The organism is Brevundimonas sp. TWP3-1-2b1 (assembly GCF_049896165.1).
Lineage (GTDB): Bacteria > Pseudomonadota > Alphaproteobacteria > Caulobacterales > Caulobacteraceae > Brevundimonas > Brevundimonas subvibrioides_B.
The window spans coordinates 59,073-82,345 of record NZ_JAFCTT010000011.1; the positions used below are offsets into that span (position 1 = coordinate 59,073).

The following is a 23,273-nucleotide window of genomic DNA, read 5'->3' on the forward strand; positions in this document are numbered from 1 at the left end:
CTAGCGCTCTAGCGCCGCAAGGGCGGCGGCCACAAGCGACGCTTTCGACCCGTTCGAGCCCTTGACCATGACGATGTCCGTCGGCCCGACCAGATCGGCGGCCTGGGCCGCGAGATCGGCGGCGCTTTCGGCCCACACGCCGCGACGGGCGGGCGGCAGGGCATCATAGAGGTGGCGCATCTCCGACCCTGCGGCGTGGACGACATCGAGGCCCGCCTGGTCGATCGGGGCGGCAAGGCCGGCGTGAAGCGCTTCGGACTGGTCGCCGAGTTCCAGCATGTCGGTCAGGACCACGATGCGACGGCCGCCCTCGGCGACAGGCCTGGCGCCCAGCGAGCGGAAGCCGGCCGTCATGGACAGCGGATTGGCGTTGTAGCTCTCGTCGATCAGGGTGAAGGCGCCGCCGGGGATGCGAACTGTGCGGGTCTCGCCCCGGCCCTTCAGTGGTTCGAAATCAGCCAGGGCGGCGAGCGCCGTCTCGACCGGCACATCAAGGGCGTCGAGCATCAGGATGACCGCCAGGCTGTTGAGGCCCCAGTGGAAGCCGGACTGTTTCAGCGGGAAGACGTGGCGGTGACCGTAGACCTCGGCGGTGACGACGGCGCCGTCAGGATTGGGGATGAAGTCGATCAGGCGGGCGTCGTGGGCAGGCTCGGAACCGAATGCGGCCACCCGGGCGCCGACATGCAGCGCCGCCTGACGCAGCATCGGCTCCCAGACGTTGTCACCGTTGATGACCGCCAGACCGCCCGGGCCCAGGCCCTGGAAGATGGCGGCCTTCTCGCGGGCGACGCCGGCCTCGCCGTCGGCGAAGGCGTCGATATGGACCGGGCCGACGGTGGTGACGCAGGCGGCATGCGGCTGGACCATTCGGGCCAGGGGCGCGATCTCGCCGGGCGCATTCATGCCGATCTCGAACACGGCGCGCTCGACCGAGGGGTGCATGCGGGCCAGCGTCAGGGGCACGCCGATGTGGTTGTTGTAGCTCTTGATCGAGGCGTGGGCCGGACCAGCCAGATCGAGGCCGGCCTTGATCGCTTGGGTCACGCTGGTCTTGCCGACGCTGCCGGTGACGGCGCCGCGACGGACATGGGGGGCGCGGTCGCGGGCGGCGGCGCCCAGGGCCTCAAGGGCGTGAAGCGTGTCGGGGACGATGACGCACGGACCGCCGTCTACGGGATGCTCGACGAGGGCGCCGGACGCTCCGGCGGCGAAGGCGGAGGCGGCGAAGTCGTGGCCGTCGCGTGCGCCCTTCAGCGCCAGGAACAGCTCGCCCGGCGCGATCTCACGGCTGTTGTAGGTCAGGCCGTCAGCGGTGAAGGCGCCGCCCTCGATCCCCCCTCCGGTCGCAACGGCTATTTCTTGCGCCGTCCAGAGAGGCAGTGTCGGTTCAGGCATTTACGCGCAAGGCCTCGGCGAGTTCGGTGGCGTCGTCGAAGGGATGAATCGTCCCGCCCACGATCTGACCCTGTTCATGCCCTTTTCCGGCGACGACGACCACATCTCCGTCGCGCATGAGGCCCGCGGCCTCGCGAATGGCGGCGCGGCGGTCGCCGATCTCCAGGGCGTCCGGGCAGCCGGCGCGGACCTCGGCGCGGATGACGGCGGGATTCTCGGAGCGCGGGTTGTCGTCGGTGACGATGGCGATGTCGGCCAGGCGACCGGCGATCTCGCCCATCAGGGGCCGCTTGCCCTTGTCGCGGTCGCCGCCCGCGCCGAAGACGACGATCAGGCGGCCGGCGGCGTGGGGGCGCAGGGCCTTGAGCACGGTTTCGAGCCCGTCGGGCGTGTGGGCGTAATCGACATAGGCCTCACCGCGACCGCCCGAGACGCGTTGCAGGCGGCCGGCCGCGCCGGTGATCTTTTCCAGGGCGTGAAGCACGCGGGCGGCGTCCTCGCCGGCGGCGATGCACAGGCCGGCCGCGACCAGGGCGTTGGAGGCCTGGAAGGCGCCCGCCAGCGGCAGCAGGACGTCGTGGCGGTCGCCGCGCACGTCGAGGATCAGGCGCTGGCCCTCCGGCACGGCGCGACGTTCAATGAGGCTGAGGTCCCTGCCCCGCTCGCCCACGCCCATGACGCCGAGGCCGGACATGATCGAGGCGGCGGCAAAGGCGTTGTAGGCGTCGGAATCGGCGTTCAGGACGGCAGTGCGGCCGCGCGGTAGCAGGGTCTCGAACAGACGCATCTTGGCCGCTCGATAGGCCTGCATGTCGCCGTGATAGTCGAGGTGGTCCTGGGTCAGGTTGGTGAAGGCGGCGGCCTTCAGCGTCACGCCATCGAGGCGGCGCTGGTCGATGCCGTGGGACGAGGCTTCGAGCGCCAGGTGGGTCACGCCGCCCTCGGCCAGGGTGGCCAGAAGACGGGCGGCGTCGCCGGCGTCCGGGCTGGTCAGGCCGGGCGGGGTCAGGGCTTCTGTGATCGCGCCGGATTGGGCGACGACGCCGAGCGTGCCCATGCTGGCGGCCTTGATGCCCAGGGCGGCCCAGATCTGACGGCAGAAGGCGGCGACCGAGGTCTTGCCGTTGGTGCCGGTGACGGCGACGCAGGTGGCGGGTTGGGCGCCGTAGAAGCCGCGCGCCGCGAGCGCATAGGCGCGGCGGACATCACCGGAACGGACCAGCAGGGGCGCCAGGCCCTCCGGCGTGTCCTGGGGTGCGAGGACGGCGGCTGCGCCCTGCGACAGCGCCTGGGGAATAAAGGCGCGGCCGTCGGCGGCGCTGCCCGGCAGGGCCACGAACAGGGAGCCGGGGGCCACCTTGCGGCTATCGGCCGTCACACCCGTGATCATCGGGTCGGTCGCGACGTCGCGGCGCAACAGGTCGGAGAGGCGAACGGCGCTCATCGAGCGACCTCGGCCGCGACGGGCGGATCGATGCGGCGCTGGAGGCCCAGGAAGCCGGCGATACGGTCTGCGACCCGACCGACGACGGGGGCGGCAACAGCCCCGCCGAGGCGCGACCCCTGGCTGGGCTCGTCGATCAGGACGAAGATGACGTAGCGCTGCGCATCCTCCGGGCCGTCGGCCGGGAAGACGGCGGCGAAGGAGCCGACGCCGTGGCTGGCGTCATAGCGGCCGTTGACCAGCTTGTTGGCCGAGCCGGTCTTGCCGCCGACGCGCAGCCCCGTCGCGTCGGCCTGACCGCCCGAACCGCGCAGGACGTTGGCGCGCATCAACTGGCGGACGGCGGCGGAGGTCTCGACGCTGACCACGCGATGGCCTTCCGAGCCCGCGCCGCCGCGGCGCAGCGATAGCGGGCGGTAAATCCCGCCATTGACCAGGGCGACCGTGGCCGCCGTCATCTGCAGCGGGGTGATCATGATGCCGTAGCCGAACGACATGGAGGCGCGGGTCGTGTCGCTCCAGTCCTGCGGACGGCGCGGACGGGCGCTCTCGCGCAGCTCGATCGGGGCAGCGTCGAGCAGGCCCAGTTTGGTGAAATAGGAGCGCATCGTGTCGGCGCCCATTTCGACGGCCAGACGCGAGGTGCCGATGTTGGAGGAGTGCAGATAGACCTCCTCCAGCGACAGGATCTTGTTGGTCGCGTGGAAGTCCGAGATGCGGCGGTTGCCGATCATATAGGCCTGGGACGCGTCGATCATGGTGTCGAGATCGGCCAGGCCTGTGTCGATGGCGGTGGCGATGGTGAAGGTCTTGAACACCGATCCCATCTCGTAGTGGGCCGAGGTGACGCGGTTCAGGGCGGCGTCGTCGGAGGCCTGGCCCCGGCGGTTGGCGTCGTAGGTCGGCCAGCTGGCCATGCCGAGGATCTCGCCGGTCCGGGCGTCGGCGACGACCCCGACCGCGCCCTTGGCGCCGGCTTCCGCAGCCGTGGCGGCCAGTTCGTTCTCGAGCACGCCCTGAACGCGAAGGTCGATGGAGAGGGCGAAATCCGCGCCAGCCGCGCCCGCCTGGCGGATGGCGTCGTTGAAGGCCAGTTCGGCGCCGGAGACCCCCTGACCGCCGGTATCGGCGGCGCCGATCAGGTGAGCGGCGGAGCTGTTCAATGGATAGACGCGGCGATCCTCGGGCTCGAACGAGAGACCTCCCAGGGCCAGGGCATGCACCGCCTGGCGCTCGGCCGGGGTCAGGCCGGGCTGGGCTATCAGGCGACGGTCGCCGGCCAGGACGCGGCGCAGGCGGGTCGCCGAGATCCCCGGCAGGGCGCGGCGGATCTGGCGGAAGGCGGCGTCCTTGTCCCAGACCTCGGACGGATCGATGTAGAGGCCGTAGTGGGTGATGTTGGTGGCCAGCAGGGCCCCGTTGCGGTCGGTCAGGTCCGCGCGCTGCAGGGCGCCCGCGACGTGGGCGGCGCCGGACCCGCCCCTGGGCGCCAGCAGGGCCGCGCGGGCGGCGCCCAGGGCCAGCAGGCTGAACACAGCGACGAAGATCATGCGGATCAGGAAGATGCGGACGCGGGTGTCCTCCTCCGGCCGGGCGTCGGCGCGAGCACGTTCGAAGGCGTGTTCGACAAACCAGACCGCCTCTCCCATCCAGCGCAGCCAGGGCGAGACGGTCGACGTCAGAGGGCGGTTGGCGCCGGGGGCCGGACGGTAGGCGCGGGGATCCTGAACCGTCATCGGCCAGCCTCGGCGAGGGTGGCGGCGGCAGCGGGGGGAGCGGGGGGAGCGGGGGCGTCCCCGGCGGGTCCGGCGACGGCCGGAGCGGGAGCGGCCGGTACGGGCGCGACGACCGGGACTGGGACCGGTTTCAGGGTTGGCAGGGCATTCTCGTCGACCTGCCGCTCGGCCTTGACCGGAGCCAGGGCGGCGCCGCGCGACAGGGTCTCGAGGCGGCCGGGCTGTTCCAGCCGGGCCGCCTCGGCGCGGAGGAGGCGGACACGCTGGGAGTTCTCGGCGATCTGGCGTTCCAACTGGCCGATGGCGGCGCTTTCGCGGGCGGCGGCGGCCTTGGCGACATAGACCGAGAAGACCATGGCGGCGACGCACATGACGCCGACGATCTCGATCCAGCGGATGCCGCGGATCTTCCAGTCGAACAGACGCTGGACTGGATTGCGGTTCATGCGGCCGCCTTCCAGGCCGGAGCCTCGGTGCGGACGGCGGCGCGCAGCTTGGCCGAGCGCGAGCGCGGATTGGCGGCCAGTTCGGCCTCGCCCGCCTCGCGCGCGCCCTTGAACTGCAGCGTGAAGCTGGGCTTGCGCGTCTCGATGGCGACCGGGGCGTGACGCGAACCGCCGGGCGCATTGCCGCTGCGCTCGGTCAGGAAGGCCTTCACGATCCGGTCTTCCAGCGAATGGAAGGTGACAACGGCCAGACGCCCGCCCGGCGACAGGGTGCGTTCGGCGGCCTCGAGACCCGCGGTCAGTTCGCCCAGCTCATCGTTGACGGCGATGCGCAGGGCCTGGAAGGTGCGGGTCGCCGGATGGGTCGGGGCGCCGCGACGGCCGCCGAGCGCCTTTTCGACCACGTCGGCGAGGTCGAGGGTCCGGGCGAAGGGCTGTGTCGTGCGACGACGCAGGATGGCGGTGGCGATACGGCCGGACTGACGCTCATCACCGTATTGCTTCAGGATGTGGGCCAGGGGACCGTGGTCCCAGCCGTTGACGATGTCGGCGGCGCTCTCGCCCTCGCTCGACATCCGCATGTCCAGCGGGCCGTCCCGCATGAAGGAGAAGCCGCGCTCGGCCTCGTCCAGCTGCATGGAGGAGACGCCGATGTCGAAGACGGCCCCATCGAGCTTCGCCTCACCGGTTTCAGCAAAGGCGTCGGCGAGGCCCGAGAAGGCGGTGCGGATCAGCTGGAACTGGCCGGGGAAGTCGTTGGCCACGGCGTCGGCGTGACGCTGGACTGTCGGATCGCGGTCGAGGGCGATGACCTGTGCGCCGGTGGCGAGGATGGCGCGGGTGTAGCCGCCGGCGCCGAAGGTGGCGTCGATGATCACGTCGCCGGGCTTCGGGGCCAGGGCCTCGATGACTTCATCCAGCAGGACGGGGGCGTGCGGGCCGGTCACGTGTCGTTGCCCGGCATGCGGCGGCGAGCCACGTCGCCACGTTCGCGCATCGCCCTTCTCGCCAATATGCGGCGATCGTCCTTGCGCGCGTTCCAGCGGGCGCGATCCCAGATCTGGAAGCGCGGCCCCATGCCGACGATGACGACGTCCTCGCCGAGGCCGGCTTCCTGGCACAGGCTTTCCGGCAGGGTGATGCGGCCGCCGCCGTCATAGGCGAGCTGTTTCTGGCCGCCGTAGACGGTCTCTTCCAGGGCTGTGCGCCAGTCGTCGCCGAAGGGAAGCGCCTCGATCATGGCGACGTACTCGGCCATCAGCTTGTCGCCGCCGGCCTCGAGGCAGTCGGACTCGACCGAGAAGAAGCAGAAGACGCCCAGGTCGGCGCCGTTTTCGGAGGTGCGGAACTCCTGCGGGATCAGGAGACGGCGCTTGCCGTCCAGCTGCTTCTCACTGGTTCCGAGAAACACGCCCGTCCCAATCGAGCCTGTCGGCCCGCCCCTGAGTTCATCCCCGCGCCTGAATCGCCGGCGCCGCCAATCCCCGCATAGTCGCTATGGGATAGCATGGGATGGACTGGGCCTCAATGGGAATGGTTGACGATATTTAACCAAGTTGCCGATGTTGCAGGTTCGCGACAGCATAAACTAGAACATACATAGAACATGACAAGTATTAACAGGCTGGGGATCGTGTGCCGTGGTTTGGTCGAAGGGGTTAATGGGGCGTGGCCAGAACCCCTCCGTCACGGCGCGAAGATGCGCCGCGCCACCTCCCCATCCGCCAAGCGGCGGACAGGGAGGAGACGGCCCTAACCGGGCTAAAGCAGCGAGCGACCGCGTCGCGGGCGGTAGCCCCCAACAAGGAAGAAAATGCCAGACGGCCTGTAAGCCGGGTTCTGTTCCGCCCGAAAGCGGTGACGATCATTCCTCTGGACCGCCCATCGCTGGACGGTTCTCGCGACCTACCCGGACGCCTCGGGCGGTGAACCCTGCGGGCGAACCCGCGCGACGTCCCTATTCGGTCTTGCTCCAGGCGGGGCTTGCCATGCCGTCGCTGTTACCAGCAACGCGGTGGGCTCTTACCCCACCCTTTCACCCTTACCCGCGCCGAAACGCAGGAGGTTTGCTTTCTGTGGCGCTGTCCCTCGGGTCGCCCCGGGCGGGCATTACCCGCCGCCTTTTCACCGTGGAGCCCGGACTTTCCTCGACGGGAGCAAGTCCCGCCGCGACCGCCCGGCCGTCTGGCGGGGGGCGTGATGCGCCCGCGAGGCGGTGCGGTCAACCGTGAGATGCGCAGAGCCCATCAATGTGCTAGAGATCGGCCGTGGCCGAGCGCGCTGAACAGCAATATCCGATGGTGTTCGAAAGCCTCGAAGCGAGGATGGCGTGGGAACGCGAGCGCCTCGCGGAGGGCGAAGCGGATATCGCTGCCGAGCGAGTGCTGGAAGGCGAGGCCGCGCTTGACTGGCTTGATCGCTGGGCGGCCGGAGAAGAACTCGAAGAACCCGACCTGGGCTAAATGACCGACTACATCGTTTCCTTCACGGCCCGCTCGCGGGGCGATCTGCTGGAAGCGCGCCGTTGGCTGAACCAACCGGGCAGCGGTTTAAAGGCGCGGCTGAAGATGGCGAAGATCACCCGAGCCTTGGCCGAACTGCGCTTCTCGCCAGAGCGTTGGCCGCACAGTCCCTATCCGAATGTCAGACGCCGATTTGTCGAAGGCTATACAGCCTACTATCGGATCGATGAGAAGGCTGGCCGCGTCCTGATCATCCGCATCTTCGGGCCCGGTCAGGATCAGTCGACCCTCTAGTTCAGCACGCCGGTCACACTCTCGGCCGTCGCCAGCTGCAGCACGCCCATCAGCGTCGCGCGGGTCTCGCCGTCGGCGATGCCGTCGACCTTCGACGGGCGCCAGTGGCGCTGGAAGGCCCCGACAGTGACGCGGGTCTCATCGGTGTATCTGCCGTCCGGCAGCGGCTCGTAACCGAGGCGGTGCAGACCGGCCTGAAGCACGTGAACGCCGAGGCCTTCGTCGCCGATCGTCAGGGGCGGGCCAAGGGCGGCGATGCGCTCGGGGGCGGGTTCGAACCACAGGCCCTGGCGATGGGCGGCGAGGGTCTTCCACGGGAAGCGTTCGCCGGGATCCCGTTTCCGGGCAGGAGCCACGTCGGAGTGGCCGAGGATGCGGGCGTCCTCGATGGCCCAGCGAGCGCGGATCCCGTCGATCAGTTCGATGACGGAGGCGACCTGGGCGTCGGGGAAATCGCGATAGCCAAACTCATGGCCCGGATTGACGATCTCGATGCCGATGGAGACGGCGTTGATGTCGGTCTCGCCCTTCCACCAGGACTTGCCGGCGTGCCAGGCGCGGCGCTCCTCGGGCACGAGACGCAGGATGCGGCCATCCTCGTCCACGACATAGTGGGCCGAGACCCTGGCCTCCGGATCGCGCAGGCGCGCGACCGCGGCCTCGGCGGTCTGCATGCCGGTGTAGTGGAGCAGGACCATGTCGGGCGGACCGCGACGCTGGTCGAAATTGGGCGAAGGCGCCTCGGCGATGGTCGGCATAGGCTTAGCGCCGATGCTTAGCGATGGGGACGTTCCCAGCCGTAGGCGACCCAGGTGTCGCCGACCTTCTCGGCCTCGATCACATCGTCATTGCGGCGGGCGCGGACGGTGACGCGACGACGGGCGCGCATGGCGAGTCCGGCGAAGAAGATCAGGATACTGGCGCAGAGGGCAATCACGGCGACGGCGGCGGCCGTGAAGACCGCCAGAAGCGCCCCTACGGTCAGAGCCGCCACGGTCGCAATCACGCCGCACAGCCACATGATCGGCGCGAGCAGACCCTGGGGCCGACGGCGATTCTGAAAACCGAGGGTGGCGAACGGATCCTGCGTCATCTCTATTCCTTGTCGAGCGCCCCGCAGAACGCCTGAACACCCAATGTCGGTCCACAGAGGCGAACCGTCAATGACCGGCCGCTTCACAGGCGAGTGTTAATCGCCGCACCCTGACGGGGGAGGATTACAGAGGCTGGTCGGCGAGGACCGAGGCCCCCTGCCCACGCATCCGCTCGGTCTCGACGCGCGACAGGACGGCCTGGGCGCGCGGGTCGGCCATGACGCCCCCGAGGGCGACGAGGGTCCGGGCGGCCTCGGACTGGACGCCAAAGGCCGACGACAGCGCTTCCCACGGCGACTGGGGCGCGGGGAAGCGCTTGAAGCGGACCGACTGCGACTCAGGAATCCCGGCCAATTCCCGCGCCTTGCCGATGGCCTCGGTCAAACCGCCCAGTTGGTCGACGAGGCCCAGGGTCTTGCCCTGGGCGCCCGTCCAGACGCGGCCGCGGGCGATTTCGCGCACGCGGGCGATCGGGATGCGGCGGCCGGTGGAAACGCGCTGGACGAACTCCTCGTAGGTGCGGTCCATCGAGGCGGAGAAGGCGGCGCGCTGCGCTTCGGAGAAACCGGCCGAGGGGCTCAAGGCCTCGGAATAGTCACCGCCGACCGACAGGCCGCGCAGGTCGACGCCGAAGCGGCCGAGCGCCTCAGACACCACGAACTTGCCGCCATACACGCCGATCGAACCGGTCAGGGTCGAGGGCTGCGCCACGATCCAGTTCGCTTCCGACGAAATCCAGTAGCCGCCCGAGGCCGCATAGTCGCCCATTGAGACCACAACCGGCTTGCCCGCCGCCTTGGCCGCGCGGACGGCGGCCAGGATCTGTTCGGAGGCTTCCGGCGAGCCGCCGGGCGAGGAGACGCGGAATACGATGGCCTTCACCGACCGGTCCTCGATGGCGTCGTAGATAGCCTCGGCCGTAGCGTCGGAGTGGATCGAGGATCCGCCGCCGAAGCCGCCGCTTCCGCCCGTCCCGGTCATGATCGCGCCCTCACCGCCAACGATGGCGATGGCGTCGCGGCCGGAGCCCATGCGCTCGCCCTGGGACGAAGCGTAGTCGGAGAATTCGATGATGTCGGCGCCCTTGCCCGCGCGACGCCTGGCCTCGGCCTCGGCCTCCTCGACCTGACCGATCTTGTCGATCAGCTTCAGCTGCAGCGCCTGGGTTGCGGAATAGGGGCCGGCTTCGATCGTGGTCTTCAGCGCCGGCGCCTCGACCTTGCGGTCGACGGCGGCGTTGGCCAGGGCGGAGTCGTAGATCGACGTCATCCAGGCCGTCATCGCCTCGCGGTGGGGGCCGGTGTAGTCGGACTGGGTGAACTCGTTGACGGCGTTCTTGTACTCGTAGCGCTGCTCGAACTCGGCGCGGACGCCGTAGCGTTCAAAGGCGCGCCCCAGGAAGACGCTGTCGGCCGAAAAGCCCGTCGCCTGGAAGTTGGCGGTGTTCTGCATCCACAGCTCGGAGGCGGCGGCCCCGACCATATAGCTGGAGATCACCGTGCCGACGGGCATGAAGCCCTGGGAGTGGGCGATGACCGGCTTGCCCGAGGCGCGGAAGCGGCGGACGGCCTGACGGATCTCGTCGGCGGCGGCCGGGGCGAGGCCCGCTTCCGGCAAGCGGATCAGCAGAACTTTGACGTGGGTGTCCTTTTCCGCCTGGGCCAGGGTGTCGACAATGCCGACGACGGACAGGCCCGAGCCCCCGAAGGCGGCGAAGGGATTGGTCGAGACCTGGTCGGTGAGGCCTTCGCGCAGGTCCAGCTCGAGGACGGCGTTGGCGGGCGTGGCCGGCTCGCTCGACGAGGCCGCAGCCGCGATGATCAGCACGATCGGCAGAACGACGACGAACAGGATCAGGCCGGTGAATACACCAAGCACCGTCAGGAAGAATTGTTTCATGGGCGGGGGAGCGTCCGGTCCGGCGGCCAGGGTCGGCCTGGGCCTGAACATAGGGACCGCGGCGTTGCGGTCAAATGAACGTGGTGCAACGGGGGAATCCGTCAGAGCCGGTCATTTCGCAATCGCAGCATTGCGATTGATGGCGGGCCGGGAAATCCCTATATCAGCGACCTGCGAGCGGGGGCCTATGCCCCGCGTCATGACTGGACCGCACCTCCCATGCTGGTCACCCTGATGAAGGCCAAGCTGCACCGCGCGACGGTGACCCAGGCCGATCTCGACTACGAAGGCTCCATCGCCATTGACGGCGACCTGCTGGATGCCGCCGGCATCTTCCCGCACGAGCAGGTCGACGTGCTGAACATCACCAACGGCGCCCGCTTCACGACCTATGCGATCGAGGCCCCGCGCGGGTCCAGGGTCATCGGCGTCAACGGCGCCGCCGCGCGCCTGGTGCAGAAGAACGACAAGATCATCGTGGTGACCTACGGGCAGATGCCGGCCGAAGAAGCGCGCCAGTGGTCGCCGACCGTCGTGCTGCTGGACGAGGGCAATGTGGTGAAGGCGGCGGCTTAAAGCGCCGAAATTTCCCTCCCCGACCGGGGAGGGTCGTCGCGAAGCGACGGGGTGGGAACGGACGGCGATCCAGAGACAAATCGGGGGGCCTTGCCGCCCCCACCCGGTCTTCGCTGCGCTCCGACCACCCTCCCCCAGGTGGGAGGGATAAGCCTTTACGCGCGCACCGCGCCTCTGGCCGACGCCACCCCCAGCGCCTTGAGCGCCGATGCCGCGATATGCTCGGCGTCTAGCCCCGCCTCGGCGTACTGCGCCGCCGGACTGTCCTGGTCCTGGAAGACGTCGGGCAGGTGCAATGTCCGTATCTTGAGGCCCCCATCCAGGGCGCCCGCCCCGGCCAGATACTGAAGCACGAAGGCGCCGAAGCCGCCCATTGCGCCCTCCTCGACCGTGATCAGGGCCTCGTGCTCACGCGCCAGGCGGGTGATCAGGTCGTGGTCGAGGGGCTTGGCGAAGCGGGCGTCGGCGACGGTGGCCGAAATTCCGTGGGCGGCCAGCAGGTCGGCGGCCTTGAGCGATTCCTGCAGGCGTGTGCCGAAGGACAGGATGGCGACGGCCGTGCCCTCGCGGACGATCCGGCCGCGCCCGATCTCCAGCGGGGCGGATAGTTCGGGAATTTCCACGCCGACGCCGTCGCCGCGCGGATAGCGGAAGGCGGACGGGCGGTCGTCGATCTCGCAGGCTGTCGCGATCATGGCGGCGAGGTCGGCTTCGTCCGCCGCGGCCATCAGCACCATGCCCGGAAGCGCGCCCATATAGCCGATGTCGAAACTGCCCGCGTGGGTGCAGCCGTCGGCGCCGACCAGACCGGCGCGGTCCATGGCGAAGCGGACGGGCAGCTTCTGGATCGCCACGTCGTGGACGACCTGGTCGTAGCCGCGCTGAAGGAAGGTCGAATAGATGGCGCAGAACGGCTTCATCCCGTCGGCGGCGAGACCGGCGGCGAAGGTGACGGCGTGCTGTTCGGCGATGCCGACGTCATAGGTCCGGTCCGGGAAGGCCTGGCCGAACAGGTCGAGGCCGGTGCCGGAAGGCATGGCGGCGGTGATGGCGACGATGGAGGGATCGATCGTGGCCCGCTTGATCAGCTCGGCGCCGAACACCTTGGTGTAGCTGGGGGCGTTGGACACGGACTTGTTCTGCTTGCCCGAGACGACGTCGAACTTGACCACCGCATGCAGCTTGTCGGCGCTGCTTTCGGCCGGGGCGTAGCCCTTGCCCTTCTGCGTCACGACGTGGACCAGGACCGGGCGGTCGGTGATGGCGGCGGCGTTCTTCAGGATCGGAACGAGGTTGTCCATGTCGTGCCCGTCGACCGGGCCGATGTAGTAGAAGCCGAGCTCCTCGAAGAAGGTGCCGCCGACGATCATGCCGCGCGCGTATTCCTCGGCCTTGCGCGCCGCATTGCGGAACGGGCGTGGCATGTGTTCGGCGACCTTCTTGCCGAACTCGCGCAGGTTCCTGTAGGCACCGCCAGAAACCTGTTTGGCGAGATAGGCGCTCATCCCGCCGACCGGAGGGGCGATCGACATGTCGTTGTCGTTGAGGATGACGGTCAACTGGCCGGTCGTCTCGGCCGCGTTGTTCATCGCCTCGTAGGCCATGCCTGCAGACATGGAGCCGTCGCCGATGACGGCCATGACCTTGTTCTTCTCGCCCCTCTGGTCGCGGGCGGCGCAGAAGCCGAGGGCGGCGCTGATCGAGGTGGAGGCGTGGGCGGCGCCGAACGGGTCGTATTCGCTCTCGCTGCGCTTGGTAAAGCCGCTGAGGCCGCCGGGCTGGCGCAGGGTGCGGATACGGTCGCGGCGGCCGGTCAGGATCTTGTGCGGATAGCACTGGTGACCGACGTCCCAGATGAGGATGTCCTTCGGCGTCTCGAACACATGGTGCAGGGCGACGGTCAGCTCGACCACGCCGAGGCCGGCGCCGAGGTGACCGCCGGTCGTGGAGACCGCGTCGATCGTCTCGGCCCGCAGCTCGTCCGCCAGCTGACGCAACTGCGCAGCGTCGAAGCCGCGCATGTCGGCGGGGGTGTGGACCTTGTCGAGCAGGGGGGTGTCAGACATCAATAACTCTAACGCGCGTCAAGACCGACGGTTTAGCACGAAGTCCACGCTCGCCTTGAGATTTTCAGCGTCGGAACCGAACACGTCGAGGTGGCTGCGGGCCTGATCGGCGAGGTGCGCGACGCGATGTCGCGCCGCATCGACGCCCAGCAGGGTGACGAAATTGGTCTTGCCCTGGGCGGCGTCCTTGCCATTGGCGGCCTTGCCGAGGATGTCCTCGTCGCCGTCCACGTCCAGCAGGTCGTCGACGATCTGATACGCCAGGCCGATGTCGTGGGCGAAGCTGGTCAGGGCCTGGCACTGGTTGTCCCGCGCGCCGGCGATGATCAGCGGGATCTCGAAGGCGTAGGTGAACAGGGCGCCGGTCTTCAGCCGCTGCATCCGGGCGACGCCGCCCAGGTCGTCGCGGACCCCGAGCAGGTCGATCATCTGGCCGCCGGCCATGCCGCGCGCGCCGGAGGCCAGCGACAGCCGGGCCGCGAGGGCGCAGCGGATGGCGGCGTCCTCATGGGTGTCGGGGTGCAGGATGATGTCGAAGGCGGCGGTCTGGAGCGCGTCGCCAGCGAGAATGGCCGTCGCCTCGTCATAGGCGATGTGCAGCGTCGGCCGGCCGCGACGCATGTCGTCGTTGTCCATCGCCGGCAGGTCGTCGTGGACCAGCGAATAGGCGTGGACGCATTCCAGGGCGCAGGCGGCGCGCAGCACCGGACGCTCCTCGATGTCGAACAGCCGGGCCGCTTCCATAGCGAAATAGGGACGCAGCCGCTTGCCGGGCCCGAGCGCCGCATAGCGCATGGCCTCGGTGAGGCGGGACTCCGGCCCGTCGGCCCGGGGCAGAAGTTCGTCCAGCGCCACGGTGACAAGGTCGGCGACCTCGGCGACACGGTCGATGACCGACTGTTCCGGAGAGTTGGCGGCGTGGGGTTTCGCGAGAGGCGGCTGGGTCAAAACAGCCTCCCGCCTATCACCGCATCGCGATCGACGCCGGCCAGCACGACCTCGCCGTCCGCGTCGGGGAAGCCGAGCGTCAGGACCTCGGACATGAAGGGACCGATCTGGCGCGGCACGAAGTTCACCACCGCCGCCACCTTGCGGCCGGTCAACTGGTCCAGGGTGTAGTGGCGGGTAATCTGGGCCGATGAGCGCTTCACCCCGATGTCGGGGCCGAAGTCGATGGTCAGCCGGTAGGCGGGCTTCCTCGCCTCGGGGAACGGCTCGGCGCGGAGGACTTCGCCGATGCGGATATCGACCTTCATGAAGTCGTCGAAGGCGATGCGGTCGGCGACAGGACTGGCGGCGACGGCTGTGGTCATCAGCTGAACTCGGCCGGTTCGACGCCCTTGGCGGAGCCGTCCGCGCCGACGACGATCTTGTCGACCCGCAGCTGGGCAGCCTTCAGACGGGCCTCGCAATGCTGCTTCAGCTTCGCGCCCTGCTCGTAGAGGGTGATGGATTCCTCCAGCGGCGCCTGGCCGGACTCCAGGCGCGAGACGATGGTCTCCAGACGCGACAGGGCGTCTTCGAAGCTGAGATCGGCGGGAATGGAGGGCGCTGCGTCTGACATCGGAGCGACCCTAGAGGCGAGCCGCTTTCGCTTCAACGGGGAAGCTGGGGTCAGTCAACGATGAGAAGGCGACAGCCCGCCGATGTCGATGACCGGTGTGCCGCATCGCCGAAATCCGAGACGCGATAGGTCATGCCGGAGGTCAGCGTGAAGCGGCGTCCGTCCCGGAGTTCGGTGACCAGTTCCCCTTCCAGAACAGTGAGAACATGACCGCGGTCGCACCAGTGGTCGGCCAGGTAGTCGGCGCTGTATTCGACCATCCTCACGCGAAGGTCGCCGACGGATACGGTACGCCATAGCGCTTCGCCGGTGTCGCCCGGATGGCGGGTCGGCTCCACCTCCGCCCAGTCCGTCACGGTAAAGGACAGATCCGGAATTTTCACCCGGTGCGCTCGTAGCGACGCTGCGACCAATATTTGAAACCCTGGTTGTGAACCAGCTTCCAGCCGTCAGCCTTCAGTCGTCCGCCGACCATGTGGTTGAAATAGCCGTGGGCGAGGACCAGCACGTTCTCGCCGGCCTCGGAGCGGGCGATCAGCCGCTGCGCCGCTTGTTCGGCGCGCGCCTCAGCCTGGACACGGGTTTCCTGTCCATCGTGATGGTTGAAGGCGTGCCACCAGAAGCGGGCCACCGCGCCCCAGTATTTCGGCGGCAGCTTGAACCACGACGGGAAGCGCGGTGGCGGCAGGGGCGCCTCGATGAACATGACGTCCGAGGTGATCTCGCGGCCCGCCGAGATCGCGAGCGCGGTTTCCTGGGCGCGCTGGCGGGTCGAGGCGAAGATAACGCCTGCCCCGGCCGCTGTGGTCAGCAGTTCTGGCGGGGGGGTCTGGCCGGCCAGCAGGCCGCCGAGCTCATACTTCGCCCACCAGTCGCGGTACTGGTCGGACGTCAGCATGCACTTTCGCGACAGGGCCGGCTCGCCATGCCGGGCGAGGGTGATCGAGCCGGGGCGCGAGGGCTTCAGCATCTGGCCGGCATCTTGTTCGACACTGTCTGACGTCATGCTGCGGATGAAAGGGAAGACGGCCCAGGATAACCGGGTGCCGACATGGACCTTCCTTACGCCTCCCCCAGGGCCCGCACATGGGCGAGGGCCGATTGGCCCAGTCCTTCGAGGTCGTAACCGCCCTCCAGCGAAGAGACAACCTTGCCGCCGCAATGCCGCCGCGCGACCTCCAGCACCGCGCGGGTCGCCCAGGCGAAATCTTCAGCCTCAAGGCTCTGGTGGGCGAGGGGATCGCGCCGGTGGGCGTCGAAACCGGCGGAGATGATCACAAGATCTGGAGCGAAGGCGTCGAGCGCCGACATCAGTCCCCCGGCGAATGTAGCGCGCCATGATTCGCGGGCGGCGTGCGGCTCGACCGGCGCGTTGACGATATTGCCGACACCCGTCTCCGATGGCGCGCCGGTGCCTGGATACAGGGGCATCTGGTGGATGGAGGCCAGGAACAGGGTCGGGTCGGCCTCGAACGCCGCCTGGGTGCCGTTGCCGTGGTGGACGTCGAAATCGACGACCGCGACCCGGGCCATGCCGAGAGACTGAGCCACACGGGCGGCGACGGCGACGTTGGAGAAGAGGCAGAAGCCCATGGCCTGGTTCGGTTCGGCATGGTGGCCGGGCGGACGAACGGCGGCGAACGCGCGCAGGGTCTGGCCGGCGGCGATGGCCCGAACTGCGTCGATGGCGGCCCCGGCGGCGAGACGGGCGGCACGGACGCTGCCCGGCGACATGATGGTGTCGGCGTCGAGCTGGGCGCGGCCGGTCGCGGGCGAGGCCTCGATCATGCGGGCGACGTAGGCGGCGGGGTGGATCCGCTCGAGATCAGCGACGGCGGCCTCGGTGGCTTCACGGCGATCCAGCTTCAGGTCGGCGTCGTCCAAGGCGGCGAGGACGGCGGCCAGGCGCTCGGGCCGTTCGGGGTGACCCGCGCCGGGGGCGTGGGCGATCATGTCGGTGTGGGTGAACAGGGCGACGGACATGGGGGTGAGACTACAAGGCCCCTGAAGCAAAACAATCCGTGCATCCCCGCGAAGGCGGGGACCCAGGTTTCCGGCTCACTGCGGTGCGCGAGATCCGGTCACTAACTGGTCGGCTGCAGGCGCCCCCAAAAGCACTGGGTCCCCGCCTTCGCGGGGATGCACGGAAAAGAAGTTGAGGCATGACGGACCTTGGGCGAAACCCTCCCCATGACTGACGTGCTGATCCGCCCCCCGCGCCCCGAAGACGCCGCAGCGCTCGGCGCGCTGGGCCGCCAGACCTTCATCGACACCTTCGTGGCCGAGGACGGGTTCGCCATCCCCTACCCCGCCGACGACCTGGCGGCCTTCCTGGACGCCAGCTTCAGCGCCGAGGCCACCGCGAAGAAACTGGCCGAACCGGGCGCGGCCTGGTGGGTGGCGGAGCGGAACGGCGAGCTGCTGGCCTTCGCCAACACCGGTCCCAACACCCTGCCCCATCCGGAAGGGCGACCCAGCCATATGGAGCTGAGAAGGCTCTACGTCGGCAAACCGGCACAGGGGCTGGGTCTCGGGACCCAACTGCTCAAGCTGTCGCTGGACTGGATGGAGGCCAACACCACCGGGCCTCTGTGGATCGGTGTCTGGAACGGGAACCTGAAGGCCCAGAAGCTTTACGCGGCCTACGGATTCACGAAGGCGGGCGAGTACCAGTACCCCGTCGGCGCCTGGCGGGACGACGAGTTCATCTTGCGGCGCGGCTGACCTGGGTCCAGGGTTTCAGCCATGCTCCTCCCCTTCTTCACCGCCCTGCGTCAGGCGAAAGTCCCCGTCTCGACCAAGGAATGGCTCCATCTGATGGAGGCCATGGACAAGGACGTGGCCGGGGGTCGGGTCGAGGACTTCTATCACCTGTCGCGTGCCGTCCTGGTCAAGGACGAGAAACACTACGACCGGTTCGATCAGGTGTTCGGGACGGTGTTCAAGGGCATCGAGACGATCGGGGCGGGCGACGAGCCCACGCTGGACGTGCCCGAGGACTGGCTGAAGCTGCTGAATGAGAAGTTCCTGACCGACGAGGAGAAGGCCGAGATCGAGGCGCTGGGCGGCTTCGAGAAGCTGATGGAAACGCTGAAACAGCGGATGGAGGAGCAGGAGAAGCGCCACGAAGGCGGGAACAAGTGGATCGGCACCGGCGGGACCAGCCCGTTCGGCCACGGCGGCTACAACCCCGAGGGCGTGCGCATCGGCGGTCCAGCCAAACAGGGTCGCGCGGTCAAGGTCTGGGAGAAGCGCGAATACAGGAACCTGGACGACACGGTCGAACTGGGGACGCGCAACATCAAGGTCGCCCTGCGTCGCCTGCGCCGGTTCGCACGCGAAGGCGCGGCCGAGGAACTGGACATCGACGGCACCATCGACGGCACCGCGCGCCAGGGCTGGCTCGACATCCGCATGCGGCCGGAGCGGCGGAACACCATCAAGGTGCTGCTGTTCCTCGACGTCGGCGGGTCGATGGATGGGCATATCAAGCTGTGCGAAGAGCTGTTTTCCGCCGCCAAGACCGAGTTCAAGAACCTGGAGTTCTTCTACTTCCACAACTGCCTCTACGAGGGTGTGTGGAAGGACAACCGGCGGCGCCACGGCGAGAAAATCCCGACCTGGGACCTGCTGAACAAATATCCCGGCGACTGGCGGGCGATCTTCGTCGGCGACGCGACCATGAGCCCCTATGAGGTCACCATGCCCGGCGGCTCGGTCGAGCACTGGAACGAGGAGGCCGGAGCGGTCTGGATGCGGCGCGCGCGGCTGCAATGGGACAAGTCGGTGTGGCTGAACCCCGTGGCCGAGCGGTTCTGGAGCTATACGGCGTCGGTGAAGCTGCTCAGCGAGGTCATGGACGAGCGGATGTATCCGCTGACGCTTGACGGTCTGGACCGGGCCATGCGGGCGCTGACCCGCTAGCACGGGTTCGCTGACACGCAGGCGTGAGGTGTCCAAACCCACGTTTCATGCGAACCTGGCGGCTGTTCAGGAGAGCCTAGGATGCTGACCGTTTTCGCCATGACCCTGGTCATGCAACAGGCCGGAGGCGCCTTGGGCTGGCAGGCGCCCGCACCGGCCCTCGATCCCGCACCCGAACCTGCCATCGTCTCGACAAGCGTGCCCGCCTGGGCGCTGGCCGATCCGTTCGCCTGGGAACGGTCGCAGTGCAGTCCGCTGGTGAGCCGCGAACCGCTGGACATCTGTCAGGCGCGGGTCCGAACCGAGCTGTCAGCGGCGCTGGGCGACCGGTTGCCGGCGGGATTGAGGCCTGCGGGCGAACCCGTGCCATGCCTGGCCACGCCGGGCGACGACGGCGCCTATCCGGTCCAGTGCGGTACGCCTGAGCGACAGGCGGCGGCGACCGCGACGCCCCCCGTGCCGGACTGCCGTCCCCGTCCGCAGCGTCAGGGCGGATCGGTGGCCTTCATCACCGATTGCCGGGCGGAGAACGCGGGCGACCGTGGATTGTCGTTCCGGCTGTTCGGCAAGGACTGAGCCCGGACAGTAAAAGGCCGCCCCGAGGGACGGCCTTTCATGTCTTCGATCGTGACAGCGGTCAGTGCTTTTCGTTGATGGCGTCCTTGATGCCGCCGATGGTGTTCTGGATCTTGCCTTCGACCTGTTCGGCCTTGCCTTCGGCTTTCAGCTTCTCGTCGCCGGTCACGTTGCCGACGCCTTCCTTGATATTGCCGCCGATGTTCTTGGCGGCGCCTTCGATGCGATCGTGATCGGCCATGGGGGGACTCCTGGTATTGGCGTCGCCCCGGCGGCGGCGCTTCACCTTGGGGAGCGGACAAAGGCCCTCGCCGTTCCGTATGGCGACGCTTAGGCCTTGCGCCTCAACCACCGGGCCACGGCCCAGGCGTGGGCGTCGTGCCGCAGTTCGGCCAGCGCCGTGCGCGGATGCAGCCAGACCAGTTCGTGGTCGTCCTCGACCTTCCTCGATGAATCGAGTGCGACCATCCCGGCGACCCAGAAGCCGCCGACGTTGTTGATCGCCTCGCCGTCGGACTTGCGGAAAAACTGCCCCGCCTCGGCGATGCGTTCGATCGGGCGGACGCTCATGCCGGTCTCTTCGATGTATTCGCGGACCAGGGCCTGTTCCTCGGTCTCGTCGCCGTCCACCGCGCCGCCGGGCAGGTCGTAGTAGGGGGTGTCGCGAGTGACCCGGACGCAGGCGATCTTCTCGTCATGAAAGACCAGGCCGAAGGTCGCGGGGCGGAACAGATAGTCGACGCCGTCATCGGCGCGGCCGAACTGGAGGGAAGGCTTCACAGGTCGAAGGCCAGACGGGCGCGGACGCCATTGTGGGCGCCGTCGAACTCCACGGCGGAACGCAGGCCCGAGGCCATGGCGGTGATGATCTTGCCGCCGAGGCCAGTGCCCTTGGGCTTGCCGTCGCCCAGGCCCGGGCCGTCGTCCTCGACCGTCAGGATGGCGCGGCCCGAAGGGGCGGGCGCCAGGCGGACACGGATCTCGCCCGCCTCGCCGGCCGCATAGGCGTATTTCACTGCGTTGGTGACCAGTTCGGTGACGATGACGCCCAGCGACACGGCCTGGTCGGTGGAGACGCGCATGGGCTCCGCCTGAAGGGTAATGTTCGGCGAGGCGGCGTCGGATCCCAGCGACTTGGTCAGCTCGCCGACCAGACCGTCGAGATAGGCCTGCATGTCCACCGTCTCCATGTCGCCCGAGGTGTAAAGGCGGCGGTGCACATGGGCGACGGCCTCGATGCGAGCCTGGGCTTCGCGGAGCGCATCGCGGGCGCCCTCGTCGGCCATGTGACGCAGTTGCAGCGACATGAAGGTCGAGACGAGCTGGAGCGAATTGCCGACGCGGTGATTGACCTCGCGCAGCATGGCCTCGGCGCGGTCCCGGGCGATGCGGACCTGTTCCTGGGCCTCCTCGTTCTCGCGTTCGAGGCGGCGACGCAGCAGGGCGTCTTCGAGCGCCGAGCGCAGCAGGGCGGTAAAGTCCTCTGACACGTCCTTGATCACATAGTCCGCAGCCCCGGCGCGCAGCGCGGCGACGGCGATCCGGCCCTCCTGGGCCCCCGTGACATAGACGACGGGCGGCGGCGCGGGGCGATGCAGGATGTCGGGCAGGACGTCGAGCCCGTCGCGGCCGGGCATGTAATGGTCGAGCGCGCAGATATCGAAATCGTCGGCGTCCAGCGCCGCTACGCCCGCGTCTCCATCGGCGGCGAGGGTGACCTCATAGCCGTGACGGCCGAGTTCCTTCTGAACGAGCCGCGACAGGCCGCGGTCGTCGTCGATATAGAGGAGCCGGATGGGCGGCTTTTCGGAGGTCATTCGATGTCGGGCGCCTGCATGACGGACAGGAACAGACCCAGTTGGCGGATGGCGCCGGCGAAGCTCTCATAGTCCACCGGCTTGGTGATGTAGACGTTGCAGCCCAGATCGTAGCAGCGCTGGATCTCGACCTTGTCGTCGGTGGTCGTCAGCACCACAACGGGGACGCGTTTCAGCCGCTCGTCTTTTTTGACCTCGGCCAGGATGTCGGTGCCCTGCATGTCCGGCAGGTTCAGGTCCAGCAGGATCAACATCGGGCCGTTGGCGCGGACGTCCTCGCTGAACAGATAGTCCAGCGCCGGCTGGCCGTGGTCGAAATGAACGATCTCGTTGGAGATGTTGGCCCGGCGAATATTCTTCTCGATCAGCTTGGCGTGGCCATGGTCGTCCTCGACCATGACGATCTTTACGGGGTTGCTCACTGGGTGTCTCCGGCCTCGTCGAGGATCAGGCGTTTGGGGAATTTCAGACGGAATGTCGAGCCTTCGCCGAGGGCGGACTCGACGTCGATGGAGCCGCCCAGACGGCGAACGCTGTTCCGCACGAAGGCCAGCCCCAGCCCCTCGCCCGGACGGTCCTGGCGGCCGGAACGGCGGAACAGTTCGAAGATGCGTTCGTGGTCCTTGGGCGCAATGCCGCGACCGTGGTCGGCGATTGCGATCTCGACCCACCCGCCAGCCAGGTCGCGGCCGCTGACCTCGATACGGTTGGAGCGGGAAGCGTGCGAGTATTTGACGGCATTCTCGATCAGGTTGCCGACGATCTGCTCGATCGCCAGACGGTCGCTTTCGAAGGTGACCGTTTCGCCGATCACAACCTCGGTCCCGGTCTCTTCCAACTGATGGCGCATGCTGTCGGCGGCGGCCCTGGCCATGTCGCCGACGTCGAGCGTTTCCGGGGTGAGCCCGCGCCGGCCCTCGCGTGACAGCTTGAGGATGGCGTTGATCAACCGGTCCATCTTCTCGGTGGAAGCGCGGATGAAGCCGATCGCCTCAGGCATGTCCTCCCGCGCGGCGATGATGGCGTCCCTCTCGATCAGATCCGGCGCGACGGTCTCGACCTTGGTGAGCTGCAGATCGATGGTCCGGCCCGCCTGCGCCAGCTCGGCGGTGTAGCCCATGACGTTGACCAGCGGCGAACGCAGATCATGGCTGACAATATAGGCGAAGCGCTGCACCTCTTCGTTGGCGCGGGTCAGGGCGGCGGTTCGGGCCCTGATCGTATCCTCCAGTCCGGCGTTGACGCGATCGAGATCGGCTCGCGCGCTCGTCAGGTCCATCAGGTATCGACGAATCAGCATGGCGACGATGCCGCCGAGGACAAGGATCAGGACGGCGGCAAGGGCATTGACGATGATGGTGAAGGCGGCAGACCCCTCGGACCTCGCCTGCTGGGCGGACAGCCGGGCGCCGAGCTGAGAATCGAGGGTGGAGATTTCGGCATCCATCTGTTCCATCAAGGCCTTGCCTCGACCGGAGCGGACCCGATCCAGCGCCTGGGCGGTCTGCCCGAGCCGCGACAGGTCGGTGATGCCGGACATCTCCAGGAATTTGTCGCGCGACAGCCGCGTCAGGGACTCCACCGAAGCCTGACCGACCTCGTCGTCGCCGGCGAGCTCGGTCAGCCGGTCGAGCAGCCGCGGCGCGGCCTCGGCGCTCTGGTCGTAGGTCAGCAGAAAGCTCGTCTGGCCGGTAAGCAGATAACCGCGCTGGGCTGTCTCGGCGTCCTTGATGTTCAGCAGGACGGTCCGTGCCGCGCGACGCAGCTGCCACGTCGCGTCGACCTGCTCGTTGAAGGCCGCGGTGCGCTGGATCAGGACAAAGGTCGAGAGATTGACCAGCAGCAGCAGGGCGATCGCGGCCGCCAGCAGCAGAAAGATCGATCGGCCGAGCGTTCCCTCGCGCAGGAACCGGCCGAACTGCGAGAGTGTTTTGGGAAAGATCGACGACATGCAGCGCAAGCTTTAGCGGCGCACAT

General features: G+C 68.3%; 27 protein-coding genes and 1 other RNA gene. 6 read left to right on the top strand and 22 right to left on the bottom strand.

Features of this window, described 5'->3' with window-relative positions:
- The 7 genes from ACP7AB_RS11780 to rnpB form a co-directional block, all read right to left on the bottom strand.
- The gene (locus ACP7AB_RS11780) at positions 1 to 1,398 is read right to left on the bottom strand and encodes a UDP-N-acetylmuramoyl-tripeptide--D-alanyl-D-alanine ligase (RefSeq protein WP_425991321.1); all 1,398 of its coding nucleotides are present in this window, start codon (positions 1,396 to 1,398) and stop codon (positions 1 to 3) included.
- Positions 1,391 to 2,842, bottom strand: coding sequence for a UDP-N-acetylmuramoyl-L-alanyl-D-glutamate--2,6-diaminopimelate ligase (locus ACP7AB_RS11785; protein ID WP_425991323.1), 1,452 nt, complete (start codon positions 2,840 to 2,842; stop codon positions 1,391 to 1,393). The genes ACP7AB_RS11780 and ACP7AB_RS11785 overlap by 8 nt, the downstream gene beginning before the upstream one ends.
- Positions 2,839 to 4,491, bottom strand: coding sequence for a peptidoglycan D,D-transpeptidase FtsI family protein (locus ACP7AB_RS11790; RefSeq protein WP_425991452.1), 1,653 nt, complete (start codon positions 4,489 to 4,491; stop codon positions 2,839 to 2,841). The genes ACP7AB_RS11785 and ACP7AB_RS11790 overlap by 4 nt, the downstream gene beginning before the upstream one ends.
- Before the next feature lie 83 nt (positions 4,492 to 4,574).
- Positions 4,575 to 5,024 (bottom strand): cell division protein FtsL, encoded by a 450-nt coding sequence (ftsL, locus tag ACP7AB_RS11795; RefSeq protein ID WP_425991325.1) that lies wholly within the window; start codon positions 5,022 to 5,024, stop codon positions 4,575 to 4,577.
- Positions 5,021 to 5,971, bottom strand: a complete 951-nt coding sequence (gene rsmH / locus ACP7AB_RS11800; RefSeq protein WP_425991327.1) for a 16S rRNA (cytosine(1402)-N(4))-methyltransferase RsmH — start codon at positions 5,969 to 5,971, stop codon at positions 5,021 to 5,023. Before rsmH ends, ftsL begins: the two co-directional genes overlap by 4 nt.
- On the bottom strand, positions 5,968 to 6,435 hold the full coding sequence (locus tag ACP7AB_RS11805; protein ID WP_425991329.1) for a division/cell wall cluster transcriptional repressor MraZ: 468 nt from the start codon (positions 6,433 to 6,435) through the stop codon (positions 5,968 to 5,970). The genes rsmH and ACP7AB_RS11805 overlap by 4 nt, the downstream gene beginning before the upstream one ends.
- A gap of 401 nt (positions 6,436 to 6,836) precedes the next feature.
- An RNA gene (gene rnpB / locus ACP7AB_RS11810) (RNase P RNA component class A) lies at positions 6,837 to 7,212 on the bottom strand.
- A 79-nt stretch (positions 7,213 to 7,291) separates the two neighbouring features.
- Between rnpB and ACP7AB_RS11815 the strand changes: the two genes are divergently transcribed.
- Together ACP7AB_RS11815 and ACP7AB_RS11820 are read left to right on the top strand one after the other, a co-directional pair.
- Complete coding sequence (locus ACP7AB_RS11815) at positions 7,292 to 7,486, top strand: antitoxin (RefSeq protein ID WP_426046146.1); 195 nt, start codon at positions 7,292 to 7,294, stop codon at positions 7,484 to 7,486.
- Positions 7,487 to 7,780, top strand: a complete 294-nt coding sequence (locus ACP7AB_RS11820; RefSeq protein WP_425991332.1) for a type II toxin-antitoxin system RelE/ParE family toxin — start codon at positions 7,487 to 7,489, stop codon at positions 7,778 to 7,780.
- Here the strand turns inward: ACP7AB_RS11820 and ACP7AB_RS11825 are convergent.
- The 3 genes from ACP7AB_RS11825 to sppA form a co-directional block, all read right to left on the bottom strand.
- Positions 7,777 to 8,538, bottom strand: a complete 762-nt coding sequence (locus ACP7AB_RS11825; protein ID WP_425991334.1) for a peptidoglycan recognition protein family protein — start codon at positions 8,536 to 8,538, stop codon at positions 7,777 to 7,779. The two genes, ACP7AB_RS11820 and ACP7AB_RS11825, sit on opposite strands and share 4 nt — an antisense overlap.
- A gap of 17 nt (positions 8,539 to 8,555) precedes the next feature.
- Positions 8,556 to 8,873, bottom strand: a complete 318-nt coding sequence (locus ACP7AB_RS11830; protein WP_425991336.1) for a hypothetical protein — start codon at positions 8,871 to 8,873, stop codon at positions 8,556 to 8,558.
- Positions 8,874 to 8,997: 124 nt separating this feature from the next.
- The gene (sppA, locus tag ACP7AB_RS11835) at positions 8,998 to 10,773 is read right to left on the bottom strand and encodes a signal peptide peptidase SppA (RefSeq protein WP_425991338.1); all 1,776 of its coding nucleotides are present in this window, start codon (positions 10,771 to 10,773) and stop codon (positions 8,998 to 9,000) included.
- Between the two features lie 219 nt (positions 10,774 to 10,992).
- On the opposite strand from sppA, the gene panD reads away from it, so the two are divergent.
- Positions 10,993 to 11,349: an aspartate 1-decarboxylase gene (gene panD / locus ACP7AB_RS11840; protein ID WP_425991340.1), complete on the top strand. Its 357-nt coding sequence runs from the start codon at positions 10,993 to 10,995 to the stop codon at positions 11,347 to 11,349.
- Between the two features lie 155 nt (positions 11,350 to 11,504).
- Here panD and dxs read toward each other — a convergent pair whose 3' ends face one another.
- The 7 genes from dxs to ACP7AB_RS11875 all read right to left on the bottom strand — a co-directional run bounded on the left by dxs (position 11,505) and on the right by ACP7AB_RS11875 (position 16,962).
- Positions 11,505 to 13,418 carry a 1-deoxy-D-xylulose-5-phosphate synthase gene (gene dxs / locus ACP7AB_RS11845; protein ID WP_425991342.1) on the bottom strand — a complete coding sequence of 638 codons (1,914 nt, stop codon included), beginning with the start codon at positions 13,416 to 13,418 and terminating at the stop codon, positions 11,505 to 11,507.
- Between the two features lie 15 nt (positions 13,419 to 13,433).
- On the bottom strand, positions 13,434 to 14,306 hold the full coding sequence (locus ACP7AB_RS11850) for a polyprenyl synthetase family protein (RefSeq protein WP_303696368.1): 873 nt from the start codon (positions 14,304 to 14,306) through the stop codon (positions 13,434 to 13,436).
- Positions 14,307 to 14,359: 53 nt separating this feature from the next.
- A complete protein-coding gene (locus tag ACP7AB_RS11855; RefSeq protein ID WP_425991344.1) occupies positions 14,360 to 14,728 on the bottom strand; it encodes a tRNA-binding protein in 369 nt (122 codons plus the stop codon).
- On the bottom strand, positions 14,728 to 14,979 hold the full coding sequence (locus tag ACP7AB_RS11860; RefSeq protein WP_425991346.1) for an exodeoxyribonuclease VII small subunit: 252 nt from the start codon (positions 14,977 to 14,979) through the stop codon (positions 14,728 to 14,730). Before ACP7AB_RS11860 ends, ACP7AB_RS11855 begins: the two co-directional genes overlap by 1 nt.
- A 50-nt stretch (positions 14,980 to 15,029) precedes the next feature.
- Positions 15,030 to 15,362 carry a DHCW motif cupin fold protein gene (locus ACP7AB_RS11865; protein ID WP_425991348.1) on the bottom strand — a complete coding sequence of 111 codons (333 nt, stop codon included), beginning with the start codon at positions 15,360 to 15,362 and terminating at the stop codon, positions 15,030 to 15,032.
- Positions 15,359 to 15,949 (bottom strand): histidine phosphatase family protein, encoded by a 591-nt coding sequence (locus tag ACP7AB_RS11870; protein ID WP_425991350.1) that lies wholly within the window; start codon positions 15,947 to 15,949, stop codon positions 15,359 to 15,361. Before ACP7AB_RS11870 ends, ACP7AB_RS11865 begins: the two co-directional genes overlap by 4 nt.
- Before the next feature lie 92 nt (positions 15,950 to 16,041).
- Entirely contained in the window at positions 16,042 to 16,962 is a 921-nt protein-coding gene (locus ACP7AB_RS11875) for a histone deacetylase family protein (RefSeq protein ID WP_425991352.1), read from the bottom strand.
- A 207-nt stretch (positions 16,963 to 17,169) separates the two neighbouring features.
- On the opposite strand from ACP7AB_RS11875, the gene ACP7AB_RS11880 reads away from it, so the two are divergent.
- The 3 genes from ACP7AB_RS11880 to ACP7AB_RS11890 all read left to right on the top strand — a co-directional run bounded on the left by ACP7AB_RS11880 (position 17,170) and on the right by ACP7AB_RS11890 (position 19,479).
- Complete coding sequence (locus ACP7AB_RS11880; protein WP_425991354.1) at positions 17,170 to 17,703, top strand: GNAT family N-acetyltransferase; 534 nt, start codon at positions 17,170 to 17,172, stop codon at positions 17,701 to 17,703.
- A gap of 21 nt (positions 17,704 to 17,724) precedes the next feature.
- Entirely contained in the window at positions 17,725 to 18,903 is a 1,179-nt protein-coding gene (locus ACP7AB_RS11885; protein ID WP_425991356.1) for a vWA domain-containing protein, read from the top strand.
- Positions 18,904 to 18,984: 81 nt separating this feature from the next.
- The gene (locus ACP7AB_RS11890) at positions 18,985 to 19,479 is read left to right on the top strand and encodes a hypothetical protein (RefSeq protein ID WP_425991358.1); all 495 of its coding nucleotides are present in this window, start codon (positions 18,985 to 18,987) and stop codon (positions 19,477 to 19,479) included.
- Positions 19,480 to 19,540: 61 nt separating this feature from the next.
- Here the strand turns inward: ACP7AB_RS11890 and ACP7AB_RS11895 are convergent, their stop codons facing one another.
- The 5 genes from ACP7AB_RS11895 to ACP7AB_RS11915 form a co-directional block, all read right to left on the bottom strand.
- Complete coding sequence (locus ACP7AB_RS11895) at positions 19,541 to 19,720, bottom strand: CsbD family protein (protein WP_425991360.1); 180 nt, start codon at positions 19,718 to 19,720, stop codon at positions 19,541 to 19,543.
- A gap of 89 nt (positions 19,721 to 19,809) precedes the next feature.
- A complete protein-coding gene (locus ACP7AB_RS11900; protein WP_425991362.1) occupies positions 19,810 to 20,259 on the bottom strand; it encodes an NUDIX domain-containing protein in 450 nt (149 codons plus the stop codon).
- Positions 20,256 to 21,296, bottom strand: a complete 1,041-nt coding sequence (locus tag ACP7AB_RS11905; RefSeq protein ID WP_425991364.1) for a sensor histidine kinase — start codon at positions 21,294 to 21,296, stop codon at positions 20,256 to 20,258. The genes ACP7AB_RS11900 and ACP7AB_RS11905 overlap by 4 nt, the downstream gene beginning before the upstream one ends.
- Positions 21,293 to 21,694 (bottom strand): response regulator, encoded by a 402-nt coding sequence (locus ACP7AB_RS11910; protein ID WP_425991454.1) that lies wholly within the window; start codon positions 21,692 to 21,694, stop codon positions 21,293 to 21,295. Before ACP7AB_RS11910 ends, ACP7AB_RS11905 begins: the two co-directional genes overlap by 4 nt.
- Before the next feature lie 20 nt (positions 21,695 to 21,714).
- Positions 21,715 to 23,247 carry a sensor histidine kinase gene (locus tag ACP7AB_RS11915; protein WP_425991366.1) on the bottom strand — a complete coding sequence of 511 codons (1,533 nt, stop codon included), beginning with the start codon at positions 23,245 to 23,247 and terminating at the stop codon, positions 21,715 to 21,717.
- Positions 23,248 to 23,273: the final 26 nt, after the last annotated feature.

Coding starts and splice junctions, on each gene's coding strand:
- panD (WP_425991340.1), top strand. CDS start 10,993: ATGCTGGTCACCCTGATGAAGGCCAAGCTGCACCGCGCGACGGTGACC.
- ACP7AB_RS11885 (WP_425991356.1), top strand. CDS start 17,725: ATGCTCCTCCCCTTCTTCACCGCCCTGCGTCAGGCGAAAGTCCCCGTC.
- ACP7AB_RS11785 (WP_425991323.1), bottom strand. CDS start 2,842: ATGAGCGCCGTTCGCCTCTCCGACCTGTTGCGCCGCGACGTCGCGACC.
- ACP7AB_RS11790 (WP_425991452.1), bottom strand. CDS start 4,491: ATGGGAGAGGCGGTCTGGTTTGTCGAACACGCCTTCGAACGTGCTCGC.
- ACP7AB_RS11895 (WP_425991360.1), bottom strand. CDS start 19,720: ATGGCCGATCACGATCGCATCGAAGGCGCCGCCAAGAACATCGGCGGC.
- ftsL (WP_425991325.1), bottom strand. CDS start 5,024: ATGAACCGCAATCCAGTCCAGCGTCTGTTCGACTGGAAGATCCGCGGC.
- sppA (WP_425991338.1), bottom strand. CDS start 10,773: ATGAAACAATTCTTCCTGACGGTGCTTGGTGTATTCACCGGCCTGATC.
- ACP7AB_RS11905 (WP_425991364.1), bottom strand. CDS start 21,296: ATGACCTCCGAAAAGCCGCCCATCCGGCTCCTCTATATCGACGACGAC.
- ACP7AB_RS11825 (WP_425991334.1), bottom strand. CDS start 8,538: ATGCCGACCATCGCCGAGGCGCCTTCGCCCAATTTCGACCAGCGTCGC.
- ACP7AB_RS11870 (WP_425991350.1), bottom strand. CDS start 15,949: ATGCTGAAGCCCTCGCGCCCCGGCTCGATCACCCTCGCCCGGCATGGC.
- ACP7AB_RS11830 (WP_425991336.1), bottom strand. CDS start 8,873: ATGACGCAGGATCCGTTCGCCACCCTCGGTTTTCAGAATCGCCGTCGG.
- ACP7AB_RS11860 (WP_425991346.1), bottom strand. CDS start 14,979: ATGTCAGACGCAGCGCCCTCCATTCCCGCCGATCTCAGCTTCGAAGAC.
- ACP7AB_RS11910 (WP_425991454.1), bottom strand. CDS start 21,694: ATGGTCGAGGACGACCATGGCCACGCCAAGCTGATCGAGAAGAATATT.
- ACP7AB_RS11780 (WP_425991321.1), bottom strand. CDS start 1,398: ATGCCTGAACCGACACTGCCTCTCTGGACGGCGCAAGAAATAGCCGTT.
- ACP7AB_RS11890 (WP_425991358.1), top strand. CDS start 18,985: ATGCTGACCGTTTTCGCCATGACCCTGGTCATGCAACAGGCCGGAGGC.
- ACP7AB_RS11855 (WP_425991344.1), bottom strand. CDS start 14,728: ATGACCACAGCCGTCGCCGCCAGTCCTGTCGCCGACCGCATCGCCTTC.
- ACP7AB_RS11880 (WP_425991354.1), top strand. CDS start 17,170: ATGACTGACGTGCTGATCCGCCCCCCGCGCCCCGAAGACGCCGCAGCG.
- ACP7AB_RS11820 (WP_425991332.1), top strand. CDS start 7,487: ATGACCGACTACATCGTTTCCTTCACGGCCCGCTCGCGGGGCGATCTG.
- ACP7AB_RS11875 (WP_425991352.1), bottom strand. CDS start 16,962: ATGTCCGTCGCCCTGTTCACCCACACCGACATGATCGCCCACGCCCCC.
- ACP7AB_RS11915 (WP_425991366.1), bottom strand. CDS start 23,247: ATGTCGTCGATCTTTCCCAAAACACTCTCGCAGTTCGGCCGGTTCCTG.